15 protein-coding genes are annotated in these 12,599 nt (G+C 50.5%); all 15 read left to right on the forward strand.

Annotated features, from left to right (window positions below):
* The first annotated feature begins 227 nt into the window (after positions 1-227).
* Positions 228-587 (forward strand): histidine triad nucleotide-binding protein, encoded by a 360-nt coding sequence (locus ACTJKB_RS06885; RefSeq protein ID WP_074085707.1) that lies wholly within the window; start codon positions 228-230, stop codon positions 585-587.
* A 141-nt stretch (positions 588-728) separates the two neighbouring features.
* Positions 729-902: a 30S ribosomal protein S21 gene (gene rpsU / locus ACTJKB_RS06890; protein WP_005547957.1), complete on the forward strand. Its 174-nt coding sequence runs from the start codon at positions 729-731 to the stop codon at positions 900-902.
* 15 nt (positions 903-917) lie between these two features.
* Positions 918-1,361, forward strand: coding sequence for a GatB/YqeY domain-containing protein (locus ACTJKB_RS06895; RefSeq protein WP_074085706.1), 444 nt, complete (start codon positions 918-920; stop codon positions 1,359-1,361).
* A 216-nt stretch (positions 1,362-1,577) separates the two neighbouring features.
* On the forward strand, positions 1,578-2,960 hold the full coding sequence (locus tag ACTJKB_RS06900; protein WP_440832790.1) for an NfeD family protein: 1,383 nt from the start codon (positions 1,578-1,580) through the stop codon (positions 2,958-2,960).
* Between the two features lie 39 nt (positions 2,961-2,999).
* Positions 3,000-4,001, forward strand: a complete 1,002-nt coding sequence (gene floA / locus ACTJKB_RS06905) for a flotillin-like protein FloA (RefSeq protein ID WP_074112507.1) — start codon at positions 3,000-3,002, stop codon at positions 3,999-4,001.
* A 15-nt stretch (positions 4,002-4,016) separates the two neighbouring features.
* Positions 4,017-4,595 carry a hypothetical protein gene (locus ACTJKB_RS06910; protein ID WP_440832793.1) on the forward strand — a complete coding sequence of 193 codons (579 nt, stop codon included), beginning with the start codon at positions 4,017-4,019 and terminating at the stop codon, positions 4,593-4,595.
* A gap of 246 nt (positions 4,596-4,841) precedes the next feature.
* Positions 4,842-5,135: a sporulation protein YqfC gene (gene yqfC, locus ACTJKB_RS06915; protein ID WP_440832795.1), complete on the forward strand. Its 294-nt coding sequence runs from the start codon at positions 4,842-4,844 to the stop codon at positions 5,133-5,135.
* Positions 5,132-6,313 (forward strand): sporulation protein YqfD, encoded by a 1,182-nt coding sequence (gene yqfD, locus ACTJKB_RS06920; protein ID WP_440832796.1) that lies wholly within the window; start codon positions 5,132-5,134, stop codon positions 6,311-6,313. The genes yqfC and yqfD overlap by 4 nt, the downstream gene beginning before the upstream one ends.
* 15 nt (positions 6,314-6,328) lie before the next feature.
* Entirely contained in the window at positions 6,329-7,300 is a 972-nt protein-coding gene (locus ACTJKB_RS06925) for a PhoH family protein (protein ID WP_074085700.1), read from the forward strand.
* A 17-nt stretch (positions 7,301-7,317) separates the two neighbouring features.
* Positions 7,318-9,573, forward strand: coding sequence for an HD family phosphohydrolase (locus tag ACTJKB_RS06930; RefSeq protein ID WP_440832798.1), 2,256 nt, complete (start codon positions 7,318-7,320; stop codon positions 9,571-9,573).
* On the forward strand, positions 9,570-10,067 hold the full coding sequence (gene ybeY, locus ACTJKB_RS06935; RefSeq protein WP_440832799.1) for an rRNA maturation RNase YbeY: 498 nt from the start codon (positions 9,570-9,572) through the stop codon (positions 10,065-10,067). The genes ACTJKB_RS06930 and ybeY overlap by 4 nt, the downstream gene beginning before the upstream one ends.
* A complete protein-coding gene (locus ACTJKB_RS06940; RefSeq protein WP_440832801.1) occupies positions 10,067-10,462 on the forward strand; it encodes a diacylglycerol kinase family protein in 396 nt (131 codons plus the stop codon). The genes ybeY and ACTJKB_RS06940 overlap by 1 nt, the downstream gene beginning before the upstream one ends.
* A gap of 134 nt (positions 10,463-10,596) precedes the next feature.
* Positions 10,597-11,016 (forward strand): cytidine deaminase, encoded by a 420-nt coding sequence (cdd, locus tag ACTJKB_RS06945; protein ID WP_440832803.1) that lies wholly within the window; start codon positions 10,597-10,599, stop codon positions 11,014-11,016.
* A gap of 412 nt (positions 11,017-11,428) precedes the next feature.
* Positions 11,429-12,322, forward strand: a complete 894-nt coding sequence (gene era, locus ACTJKB_RS06950; RefSeq protein WP_074112500.1) for a GTPase Era — start codon at positions 11,429-11,431, stop codon at positions 12,320-12,322.
* A gap of 119 nt (positions 12,323-12,441) precedes the next feature.
* The gene (locus ACTJKB_RS06955; RefSeq protein ID WP_074085694.1) at positions 12,442-12,585 is read left to right on the forward strand and encodes a YqzL family protein; all 144 of its coding nucleotides are present in this window, start codon (positions 12,442-12,444) and stop codon (positions 12,583-12,585) included.
* Positions 12,586-12,599 lie beyond the last annotated feature (14 nt).

Below are 12,599 nucleotides of genomic sequence, written 5' to 3' on the forward strand. Positions count from 1 at the left end.
CTGCTTTGACTACAGATATTCCTCATTCCTATTCCCCTATGCTCCTCAATCTTTCCGGCCCGCTCGCCGTTGCCACCGTCACCTGTCTTTCCCAATCCACAATTATCCTGTATGATAAGAGACATAAAAATAATGATGCCGCGAAGTAAGCCATTCTCGAGCACGGATTAGCACAAGCTGGATTCACCTGCTGGCTTTTCACCACAACTATAGGAGGAAGCGTCCCGATGGAAACCGTGTTTAGCAAAATCATTGAAGGTTCGATACCTTCCAAGAAGGTATTCGAAAATGAACGGATTCTGGCTTTTTATGATATTGAGCCTGCAGCTCCGGTACATGTGCTGATTATTCCAAAGAAGTTCATAGCTTCCATGAATGACGTTGCACCTGAGGACCTGCCGCTGATCGGTGAGATTCATGCCGTGGCGCAGCAAATTGCTGTCCAGCTTGGGATTGCAGACAGCGGATACCGCCTGATTAACAATTGCGGACCGGATAGCGGACAAGCCGTGCCACATCTCCACTATCACTTGCTTGGCGGGGCCAAATTAGGCGCTCTTGTCGGAAATTCGGCATCCCACGCCTGACAGATTTTAAATACGGAAGTACCTGGCCGAAAAAAAGAATAACACGAAGGTTGACACCTTATTTCGCTTTGACCTATAATGAAATTTGATGAACCGTGTTGTTATGCTCTTGGACGGTCTGGTCGGAGGGAGGGAAAACTGGTGTCTGAAACGAAAGTTCGCAAAAACGAGACAATTGATGCTGCACTTCGTCGCTTTAAACGTTCCATTGCTAAAGATGGTGTCTTGGCTGAGGTGAAGAAACGCAAGCATTATGAAAAGCCAAGCGTAAAGCGCAAGAAGAAGTCTGAGGCTGCTCGTAAGAGAAAGTTTTAGGAGGATTACCCACGCATGAATCTTAGCGAACGATTAAACGAAGATATGAAGCAAGCGATGAAGAGTAAGGACAAGTTCACACTCTCCACGATTCGAATGGTTCGTTCTACAATAAAGTATCTTGAAATAGATTTGAAGAGAACATTAGACGACAACGAAGTGCTTGATATCCTTAGTCGTGAAATCAAACAGCGCAAAGATGCCCTCCAAGAATTTGAATCAGCGGGTCGCGACGAGCTTGCCGCGAGTACGAAGGCAGAAATCGAGATTATCATGAAATACCTACCTGAACAGCTTTCCGAAGAAGAAATTAAAGTAATTGTACAGCAGACCATCCAGGAAACCGGTGCTTCTTCGAAAAGTGAAATGGGTAAGGTGATGAGCGCACTGATGCCTAAGGTAAAAGGTCGCGCCGATGGTAAACTCGTGAACCAGGCGGTTCTGCAATTTCTGCAATAATATAACGCTAGCACCCCTTTATTAAGGGGTGTTTTTCATTTTTTGGGGAATTTATGCATTTGTAGGTTTATAAGATTATGATAGGGACACATTCTAAGAATAGACTTTGATGTGTCTCTTTTTATGCTGCATTCTTTAACTTTGTTTTGAAACGCTTGTGTCTAAGGGGCGTACTATGCACTAAGAGCTTGAATTATGTGAAGAGGAGGTAAGGCCTTGGACAGATTTCGTAAAATCGCGGTATCCAGTATTTCCGTTCTCCTATTACTGCTGCTGCTGATACCGATAGCGGGTGTGGCAAGCGCAGACAAGGCTTCGCCGGGTACATCGGCAGCTGCGCCTGTGTCCAAGAATGGGCCTGTATTTATCATTCCGGTAGATCAGGAAATTGAACGTGGGCTCCAGAACTTTCTGGAGCGGGGATTCCAGGAGGCGGCAAACTACGGGGCTGTTCTGATTTTGCTGGAAATAGATACACCGGGCGGACTCGTGGATTCGGCTGAGCAGATCGGCATGATGGTACGCGACAGTAAAATTCCGACTGCAGCCTACATCAGGGGGGATGCCGCTTCAGCAGGCAGCTACATTGCGCTGAATGCAGGAAACATCATTATGAAACCGGGCAGTATGATTGGTGCAGCATCCCTGGTGGACGGCAGAGGAAATAGTGTGGAAGATGCTAAGCTCACGTCCTATTGGAAATCAAAAATGGTCGGTGCCGCTGAGCTGAACGGGCGTGACCCGGAAATAGCTGCCGGGATGATGGATAAGAATATTGTCGTCAACAAACCCGAGCTTGGCGTGGAAAAGGCACAGGGCCAGATTATCGCACTAAGCAGCGATGAAGCGCTCAAAGCCGGGTACGCAGACAGCATCGCAAGTACGCCTGAAGAAGCGATCACCTCATTGGGCTATTCTACAGAAGACATTTTTCGCGTGGAGCATACGGGTGCAGAAAAAATGTCGCATTTTCTGACCAATCCGATTGTGATGACACTTCTGCTCTTCATCGGAATTGCGGGAATTGTCATTGAGATGCTGGTTCCGGGCTTTGGTGTTCCGGGGATTATCGGCACGCTGGCCTTTGCGCTTTATTTCTTCGGTAATTACGTGGCAGGCTTTGCCGGTGCTGAGACCTGGCTGTTGTTCATTCTGGGGCTTGTGATGCTGATTCTGGAACTGTTTGTCCCAAGCTTTGGCATACTCGGTATTCTGGGCTCTGTACTCCTCGTAGCGGGCGTAGTAAGGGCTGCTTACAGCTATACACATGCGTTGTTCAGTCTGGGCATTGCTTTTGCAGCAGCGGCAGTAGTCATTATTGCTGTGGCTGTCACTTTCAAGGAGCGGGGGATATGGAACCGGTTTATTCTGAAGGACAGCCTAACCAAAGAGCAGGGATTTGTGCCTGTGCTGGAGAAGCTTAGTTTGGTTGGAGCCTCCGGCGTCAGTATCACACCGCTTCGTCCGGCAGGAACGGCCAGTCTGAATGGGGAGCGGGTGGATGTGGTCACCGAGGGCTCCTTTATTGACACAGGTGTTTCCATTTCTGTGATTAAGGTCGAAGGCGGACGAGTGGTTGTGAAGGAAGCCGCGAAGTAAGAATTGTGAAATTACATTTTAACGGAGGTTGGAAGAGGTATGATTGAAGCGTCTACTATTACGATTTTGCTGATCGCGGTTGTTGTGATTGTTGTGTTGAGTGTGTTTTTCAGCTTTTTCCCGGTCATGTTATGGGTTTCAGCCTGGGCTGCCGGAGTAAAAATCAGTATTATTACCCTGGTGGCGATGAGACTCCGGCGGGTTACGCCAAGCCGGATCGTCAATCCGCTGATCAAGGCAACCAAGGCGGGGCTTGGCGTGAATATTAATCAGCTCGAAAGCCATTATCTGGCGGGTGGGAATGTAGACCGGGTTGTGAATGCGCTAATCGCTGCGCAGCGTGCAGACATTCCGCTGGAATTCACGCGTGCCGCTGCGATCGATCTGGCTGGACGCGATGTGCTGCTGGCGGTGCAGATGAGTGTTAATCCGCGCGTTATCGAAACTCCGATTGTAGCCGCAGTAGCCAAGAATGGTATCGAGGTTAAGGTAAAAGCGAGAGTAACCGTACGCGCCAACATTGACCGCCTCGTCGGCGGTGCAGGTGAAGAAACCATCATTGCCCGTGTAGGGGAGGGGATCGTCACCACAGTTGGTTCAAGTGATTCCCATAAGGACGTGCTGGAAAATCCTGATTCCATCTCCCGGACTGTATTATCTAAGGGACTGGATTCGGGGACGGCTTTTGAAATTCTGTCCATAGATATTGCAGACATTGATGTAGGCAAGAATATTGGTGCCTATCTGCAGACCGAACAGGCTGAGGCAGATAAACGGATTGCCCAGGCCAAAGCAGAGGAGCGCAGAGCAATGGCTGTCGCCCATGAGCAGGAAATGAAGGCCCGTGTCGTTGAGATGAAAGCACTTGTAGTCGAGTCTGAGTCCAAAGTGCCGCTGGCTATGGCGGAAGCGCTGCGCTCCGGCAAACTTGGAGTCATGGATTATATGAATCTCAAAAATATCGAAGCTGACACCCAAATGCGCGGTTCGCTTGGCAAACTAAACGACGGTGATGACAACAGCCGTCCAACCAATAAATAAGGGGATGTGAGTCCCATGGGCAGCTTGATTTATGTAGCAGCGATTATAATCATCGCAATCATTTCGAGTCTGAATAAGGCGGGGAAAAAGAAGGGGGACACCGCTTCGCGCGGAGGAATGCCTACTTTTGGAAGTGGAGGAGGTAATCCCCTTCATCCTTCCAGGCGAACGCAGAGCAAGCCGATAAATGAGCGCAGTGGTTTTCCTGTTCCCGGAGGCGATTCCCCTAATCTTAGCAGGCCATTGGCTTCCTTCCCGGTGCCGGAATATGATGCATCCCCGGCATGGCCGGAATCTGCTGAGTCGCCGTCCCCCGATTACCAGACTGGTGAAGGTGTTTCTTTAGAGCAAGCCCGGGAAGATGGCGTACAAGTCCGTGCAGAGCGGATGGAGCGGGAGTTGAAACGCTTGGAATCGCAATTTAGCGGGAGTGCGTCCACCGTGGGCTCTGGAAACGCCGGTAAACGGCCTGATGCCGTCCAAGAGGTTGACCGGGATTTCAGAGCAGACCGCAAGGCACTGCAGGACGGTCTCCGATGGGCGGAAATACTGGGTCCCCCGCGGTCGCGGCAGCCCCGAACTTTTCGCAGATAGCCAGTAAGCTTCGGATTCCTATGAGGAGTCCGGAGCTTTTTTGCTTCAAATATAAGAATTCATATGTTTCACGCTATAAATTATCCTTCTATTTCTCGCTGAAACGGTACCGTCCTTTAAAGGACGGCGAAGCCGTTTCTGCTTGATGCTTACTTGTACTTGTTATTCGCTTCCCGAGTTCTTCTCATAAACAAAAGCGCTCCCGCATAAGGTGTACAGAAGGCAGGAAGGGGGAGAAGTCTACTTATGACCCGTATTGGCCGCAGGCTGCGGGGATGGACAAACGGGGTGCTGGATCTTCCGCAGGATGTACTGCAGGAGCTGCCCCGTATCACCCTGATCGGCAATAAAGAACTTTATATCGAAAACCACCGCGGCGTCCTGCATTTTTCCTCGGAGCAGTTGAAGCTGGCGTTAGTAAACGGTTCGCTGGAGATTTCCGGCGAGGGGCTTATGATTCGCAATATTTTGGGTCAGGAGCTGACGGTAGAGGGAGTTATCGGAGAAATCAGATACAAGGGAAGCGAGGAGAAATCATGAAGGAACCGCCTCTGTCATCACTGCGGGGGTTCGTTACACTGCATGTGACGGGACCGCAGGTGGAAAAGTTTATCAACGCTGTAACTGAAGCAGGTATCGTGATCTGGGACGTGAGGCCTGCCGGCAACGGTGCTTCCCTGAACCTGCTGCTGGATGACTTTTTTGTCCTTCGGCCGCTCTTGAAAAAGACAGGCTGCCGCTCGCGGGTCACAGCCAGAAATGGACTGCCGTTCCGGGCGGCCAGGCTGTGGAAACGGAAGTTTTTTGCCGCAGGTGTGCTGCTGTTCGGCATTGGCCTGCTGCTGCTATCCTCGATGGTATGGACCATCCGCATTGAAGGCAACAACCGGATTGCTTCTGAGGATATCCTGCAGGCCGCACGACAAGAGGGAGTATACCCCTTTCAGTGGATTTGGCGCATGGATGATCCGGACAAGCTCTCCAAAGCGCTGACCTCAGAGCTTCCGGGTGTCTCCTGGGTAGGGGTGCAGCGGACCGGGACGAGCGTCAAAATCCAGATTGTGGAGTCCGACCAGCCGGAGAAAAAGCCTCTGCTCAATCCGCGGCATCTGGTCAGCAGGACCGATGCAGTGGTCAGCGAAATCTACGCGGAGCAGGGCAGACCTGTAGTAAGCCGAAACACACGGGTTAAAAAAGGGCAGATATTGATCTCCGGCACACTGGGTGATGAAGAAAATATGGAATTTGTTGTTGCCAAAGGCGAAGTGAAAGGGCTCGTCTGGCATGAATACAATATAGAGGTACCGCTGAAAAGAGCGGGAAGCTCCTATACTGGAGAACGGAAGGACCGCACCTATCTGGTGCTTGGCAAATGGGCGATTCAGCTGTGGGGATACGGTGTATCGGGCTTTACGGAATCACGTACGCTTACGGAGCAAGATCCGTTGACGTGGCGGTCATTCCAGCTGCCGCTGGGGCTGATGACCGAGAAGGAGATGGAGGTCCGTAGCACAACTGATACACTGACACCCGAGGCTGCGCGGCAAGAGGGGATCATGCGGGCGAAGAACGATATTTTGGCCCGTTACGGCACCGACAGCACCATAAAAAGTCAAAAAATTTTGCATGAGAAGAAAGACAATGGTAAAGTTTATATGAAAGTGCTCTTTGAAGTGGAAGAGAGAATCACGGAAGAACTTCCGATAGTAAACAACTGAGGAGAATGAGGCTACTTGTCAGAACAGACTGCAAGCATTCGTATATCTTTGCAAAATGCGGGAGAAGCGCAATCCCTGTTCGGCCCGCAGGATGGTTTTCTGAAAATAATCGAAAGTGAAATTCCTGCCGTGATTGACTCGCGTGAAGCTGAAATTACGGTTCGCGGAGCGGAGCGGGAAGTGGACATGCTGGAACAGCTCTTTGGTGTGCTGCTCTCCCTGATCCGCAGCGGCTACATACTCAGTGAACGGGATATTCAGTATGCGGTGGAGCTGGCCAAGGATTTCCGGGCCGACCAGCTGCTTGATTTGTTCAAAGGTGAAATCACGACCACCTTCCGCGGCAAGCCCATCCGCGTCAAAACGATTGGCCAGAAGCATTACGTAACTACCATCAAAAAGCGGGACATCGTCTTCGGCATCGGGCCAGCCGGTACCGGCAAAACCTATCTTGCTGTTGTGCTGGCGGTTACAGCGCTGAAGGAAGGCTCCGTCAAACGTATAGTTCTTACACGTCCGGCTGTGGAAGCAGGAGAGAGCCTGGGCTTCCTTCCTGGCGATTTGCAGGAAAAGGTAGATCCGTACCTCCGTCCGCTTTACGATGCCCTGTACGACGTTATGGGCCCCGATCAGGTCGCCAAGGCACTGGAGCGTGGGTTGATAGAGATCGCCCCGCTTGCTTACATGCGCGGGCGCACGCTGGATGATTCCTTTATCATTCTCGACGAAGCCCAGAATACAACCCCGGAACAGATGAAAATGTTCCTGACCCGCCTTGGATTTGGCTCCAAGATGGTGATCACAGGGGATGTCACCCAGATCGACCTGCCGCGCGGCAAGAAATCGGGCCTGATCGAAGCCAAAGCGATTTTATCAGGCATTGATGAGCTGGGTTTTGTCTATTTCGCAGAACAGGATGTAGTCCGGCATTCCCTGGTACAGAAAATTATCGTCGCCTATGAACGCTCTGCCGAAAACCGCGAATAAAAAAGGGGACTGTCTTCATGGCCTCAAAGCAACCATCTAAATTAAGCGGATTTGTATACAGCAACAACGGCTGGAAGTATAGCGCGGTAACGCGCTATGCTCTTTTCCTGTTACTTGGGCTCATTTTCTACTTCAGCCTGTCATCAGACCTGGTACCCAAGAAGTATGACATCAAAGAGGGAACCCACAGTGCCAAGGAAATCACAGCACCCAAGCAAATCCTAGACACCAAAGCCAAGCTTAAAGCCCAGGAAGAAGCGGCTGAGATTGTAACCAACCGTTATGCAATCATTCCAATGAGAGCGGACAATCTCGTAACCTCCCTGCTCGACCGGATTGACAGGCTGAATCAGGATGATCTCATCTCGCAATCCGACAAAACGGCGATTTACCGGGAGGAGATTCCTCAGCGGGCCAATGATTTTATATTGAATTTTGTGACCTCCAGCCGAAATTCCGGTACCTATTCCGAACATCTGCTGGATGAAATGCAGTCGGTGATCAAGGATCAGACGTATGTTATTCCAGAAGAGACTTTTATCAAAATCCCGCGTCTGACCTCTCAGGATATTATCGAGATGAAGCCGGTTGCCCGGGATATCGTAACGAAGCTAATGAACGATCAGATTACCGACGCCCAGTCTGCACGTGCCAAAGTGGCTGAGCAGGTCAGCGTCAGTTCGCTTAGCCAGCGCACGGCCCGTGAGGTTGTGCAGGAACTGGTGCGGCTCGTGATTACAAGCAACAAGTTCTACGATGAGGATGCGACCAAAGAAGCCAAGGTACAGGCCCGGGAGAATACACCTGATGTGTTCATTGAGCAGGGGGATGTACTCGTTGCCAAAGGAGAGCTAATCACTCCCGAGTTATATGCACTTCTGGATGACAACGGCCTGCTGAGCAACGAGGTTAATTATTGGCCGCAATTTGGGTTGCTGCTGCTTTCAGCTATGCTGTCCTTTGGCCTTTTGACCTTCATCCGTTATACCGGGGGAGCCTCCGGCTTTAAGTATAATAACTCCCAGCTGCTGATGCTGGTGCTGGTATTCATAATTACGATTATTACGATGAAGCTGGCTGCGTTCCTGCAGACAGATGTACGTTCTTATGTCGGTTTCCTGGCTCCAGTTGCTATTGGTGCGATGTTAATTACCATGCTGCTCGATATGACCCTGGCATACTTCTGTTCCATTTTAATCAGTATACTTGCCAGCATTATTCTGAATGTGCAGCAGAACACCGTATTTGATTTTACCTTCGGGTTCTTTGCACTTATCGTTTGTTATGTCGCCATCTTTGCCACACACCGTGCGGGACAGCGTTCTACGCTCCTCAAAGGCGGGATCATGGTATCCCTGTTCGGCTGCGTGACTGTTTTTATGCTTACGGTGCTTGGCGGAGGCGTCTGGAATCAGACGCAGACTCTCTATGCGATTGGCTTCTCTTTTGCCAGCGGTCTGCTGACTGCCGTGCTGGTTATCGGTCTGATGCCTTTCTTCGAGGCTACCTTCGGTATCCTGTCGGCGCTGAAGCTCGTTGAACTGTCGAACCCGAACCATCCCCTGCTGCGCAAGCTGCTTACGGAAACGCCGGGTACTTATCATCACAGCGTGATGGTTGGCAACCTGTCGGAAGCGGCGGCGGAGGCCATTGGCGCAGATGGATTGCTCTGCCGGGTCGGCTCCTATTATCATGATATTGGCAAGACCAAACGGCCGTTTTATTTCATAGAGAACCAGAACAACATGGAGAATCCACATGATTCGATCGAGCCGATGCTCAGTAAATCAATCATTGTGGCGCATGCAAGGGATGGGGTGGAAATGCAGAAGGAGTACAAGCTGCCAAAGCCTATCCGCGATATTGCCGAGCAGCATCATGGCACAACATTCCTGCATTATTTTTATCATAAGGCACTGAAGCTGGCTGAGGAAAAGGGTGTGGAGCCCGATTTCACCGAAGAGGACTTCCGGTACCCCGGACCGAAGGCACAGTCCAAAGAATCCGCCGTGGTCGGAATCGCCGACAGTGTGGAAGCCGCCGTCCGTTCGCTCCGCAAACCTACAGTGGTGCAGGTAGAGACGATGATTGAGAAAATCATCAAGAGCCGCCTGGACGATCATCAGTTCGATGAATGCGACCTGACGATCAAGGAGCTCGATATTATCGCGCGGACACTGAAAGAGACGGTAATGGGGATTTTTCACTCACGGATTGAATATCCCGAGGATGTGAAAAAACCGAAAAAAGAGGAAGGGGCCGTAACAACATGAGCTTAGCAATCGTTTGGAACAACGAGCAGGAAGAGCATCCAATAAGCGATGAGCTGATCACCCTACTGGAGAATATTCTGCAAAAGGCGGGACAATTGGAAGGGATAGACGAAGGCGAAGTGGATCTTACTTTTGTCAATAATGAGCGTATTCACGAATTGAATATGGAGTACAGGGGGATTGACCGTCCGACGGATGTACTCTCCTTTGCCATGAACGAAACCGGAGAAGACGAGCTTGAAATTATATATACTGCCCAGGACGATGAAGAAGGAGAGGATGTGCCTTATGTTCTTGGCGACATCATTATCTCCGTGACCCGGGCGCAGGAGCAGGCGCTGGAATATGGACATTCTCTGGAACGCGAGCTCGGCTTCCTGTTTGTCCACGGTTTCCTGCATCTGTTGGGCTATGATCATCAGGATGCGGCTTCGGAGGCTGAAATGATGTCCAAGCAAGAGCATGTACTGGTACAGGTCGGGTTGACCCGCTAATGGTCAAGAATACAGCGGTAGGCCATAAAAAGTTCTGGCACTCTTTTCGATTTGCTGCGCATGGCATTGCTTCGGCGTTCAAATCCGAGCTGAATATGAAGGTGCACAGCACTTTAGCTATACTTGTGCTTGTTGCCGCTGGTATTTTCAGACTGCCCCTGTCCAGCTGGATGCTGCTATTCCTTGCGATTACGCTCGTTCTGACCGCTGAGCTGCTGAATACCGCCATTGAAGCGACGATTGATCTGGTTTCCCCGGAGATACATCCGTTGGCTAAAAAGGCGAAAGATACCGCCGCAGGCGCTGTACTGCTCACGGCGGTCTTTGCGGTCATCGCCGGAATCTATGTATTTTATCATCCTGTGATGGACTGGATCACCGGACTTATGTCATAATCAGTGTACAACTTAAGCTTATGGGAGAGGCGGACCTGCGTTTTGCGTTCCGTCTTTCATTGTCTTTACCTCAAAGCCAGTTTGTACGAAGTTATTCAGTGCAGTAGTCCTAACAAACTTTTAGGAGGACAACTATGGAATCTGCCCTACTCTTACAAGAAGCGATCAAAGCTCGGGCCAATGCCTATATCCCCTACTCCCGTTTTGGTGTCGGTGCAGCATTGCTGGACCAGGACGGCCACGTTCATCATGGCTGCAATGTTGAGAATGCCGCCTTTGGGCCGACGAACTGTGCCGAACGGACTGCGCTTTTCCGCGCCATTGCGGATGGCCACAAGGCTGGAAGCTTCAAGGCGATCGCAGTCATTGCGGATACAGACGGACCAGTATCGCCTTGCGGCGTCTGCCGCCAAGTGATGGTAGAGCTATGCAATCCGGATATGAAGGTCATTCTCGGCAACCTGAAGGGTGACATTCAGGAAACCACGGTGCGGGATTTGCTTCCAGGCGCGTTTGGACCCGCCGATCTGGAGCAGGGGCAGGCTCCCGAGTGAGCCTGAAATTACGGATCGATTCAGGGACTTACTAAGCGTATGCTACACTTCTTACAGCAGAGTTCGAGAATACAATAGATTGGTTAATCAGCCTTTTCTATGCGAATTCTAATGTACAAAGTGCAGCAGAATAAGAATTGAGCTTCAAATGAATAGAAGTATTCATTCAGCACCTTAGTAAATTTGTTCCACAGTCAAGCGTGTTCCCGTAGGGAACTTAAGCGCCCCACCCTCTATCCCTTATTCCCATACGCCTACAGTTACTGCCACGCTCATTTCCGGGTGTCCAGAGGGCCGGGGCCCTTGGGGTCCCCCTTGGTTAAGGGGGATTTAGGGGGATCGAAACGCCTTTAAGGGGATCGAAAAAGCTTTTGCAAAAGGTGTAACTCATGAATTCAGGAAGGAAGATCATATGAAATTCAAATCAGGGTTTGTCGCCATTATCGGCAGACCGAACGTAGGCAAATCGACACTCATGAACCAGGTAATTGGACAGAAGATCGCCATCATGTCGGACAAGCCGCAGACAACCAGAAATAAAATACACGGGGTATACACCGCTAATAATTCGCAGATCGTATTCCTGGACACGCCGGGTATTCATAAAAGACAGTCCAAGCTGGGCGACTATATGAACCAGACGGCAATGAGCACACTGCATGAGGTGGAAGCCGTGCTGTTCCTGGTGGACGCTTCCGAAGGCATGGGCGGTGGTGACCGCTATATTGCCGAGCAGCTGAATGGAATCAAGACACCGGTCATTCTCGTGATGAATAAAATTGACAAAATCGAGCCGGAAGCTCTCCTTCCGCTGATCACCGAGTACAACAAGCTGCATGAGTTCGCTGAAATTGTACCGATTTCAGCCAAGCTCGGCAGCAACGTGAATACACTGCTGGATCAGGTGGCGAAATATCTGCCGGAAGGCCCGCAGTATTATCCCGATGATCAGATTACCGACCATCCGGAGCAATTCGTCTGTGCGGAATTGATCCGTGAGAAAATCCTGCATCTGACCCGCGAAGAAGTGCCGCATTCCATCGCGGTTGCGATTGAGGACATGCGTGTCGAATCCAATGGCGTTGTACATGTTTCAGCTGTCATTTTTGTCGAGCGTGATTCCCAGAAGGGGATTATAATCGGCAAGCAGGGTGCGCTGTTAAAAGAAGTGGGTAGACGGGCCCGTACGGATATCGAGAACCTGCTGGGTTCGAAGATTTTTCTGGAGCTGTGGGTAAAAGTGAAAAAAGACTGGCGTAACCAGGACCGCGTTCTGCGCGATTTGGGCTTCCACAAAGACCTTTAAGATCCGCATCTGCGGCTTTTTTGAAATATACTTGGCAGGAATTGCAAGGATAGATCCTGGCCTATCGCACATCCTATTTCTGAAGAGACATCGTGTTTCCGAAGAAAGGATGTATACGAATGCGAGACTTTTCGTGGAAGTATTTTGCAATGACTGGAGATGTCGATGCTTATCTGCTGTACAAAGAAGCCGCAGATCCGCTTAGTGGCAGTATAGAGCTGCCTGCGGAGGAAGAGAAGGTCCTTGATGAAGAAGCACAATAAGGACTGGTTGCTTG

Origin of the sequence: Paenibacillus sp. 22594, assembly GCF_052044425.1 — a bacterium.
Taxonomy (GTDB): Bacteria; Bacillota; Bacilli; order Paenibacillales; family Paenibacillaceae; genus Paenibacillus_AQ.

Coding starts and splice junctions, on each gene's coding strand:
- yqfC (WP_440832795.1), top strand. CDS start 4,842: ATGACCCGTATTGGCCGCAGGCTGCGGGGATGGACAAACGGGGTGCTG.
- ACTJKB_RS06955 (WP_074085694.1), top strand. CDS start 12,442: ATGCGAGACTTTTCGTGGAAGTATTTTGCAATGACTGGAGATGTCGAT.
- era (WP_074112500.1), top strand. CDS start 11,429: ATGAAATTCAAATCAGGGTTTGTCGCCATTATCGGCAGACCGAACGTA.
- ACTJKB_RS06895 (WP_074085706.1), top strand. CDS start 918: ATGAATCTTAGCGAACGATTAAACGAAGATATGAAGCAAGCGATGAAG.
- ybeY (WP_440832799.1), top strand. CDS start 9,570: ATGAGCTTAGCAATCGTTTGGAACAACGAGCAGGAAGAGCATCCAATA.
- ACTJKB_RS06885 (WP_074085707.1), top strand. CDS start 228: ATGGAAACCGTGTTTAGCAAAATCATTGAAGGTTCGATACCTTCCAAG.
- ACTJKB_RS06930 (WP_440832798.1), top strand. CDS start 7,318: ATGGCCTCAAAGCAACCATCTAAATTAAGCGGATTTGTATACAGCAAC.
- floA (WP_074112507.1), top strand. CDS start 3,000: ATGATTGAAGCGTCTACTATTACGATTTTGCTGATCGCGGTTGTTGTG.
- ACTJKB_RS06910 (WP_440832793.1), top strand. CDS start 4,017: ATGGGCAGCTTGATTTATGTAGCAGCGATTATAATCATCGCAATCATT.
- yqfD (WP_440832796.1), top strand. CDS start 5,132: ATGAAGGAACCGCCTCTGTCATCACTGCGGGGGTTCGTTACACTGCAT.
- ACTJKB_RS06940 (WP_440832801.1), top strand. CDS start 10,067: ATGGTCAAGAATACAGCGGTAGGCCATAAAAAGTTCTGGCACTCTTTT.
- cdd (WP_440832803.1), top strand. CDS start 10,597: ATGGAATCTGCCCTACTCTTACAAGAAGCGATCAAAGCTCGGGCCAAT.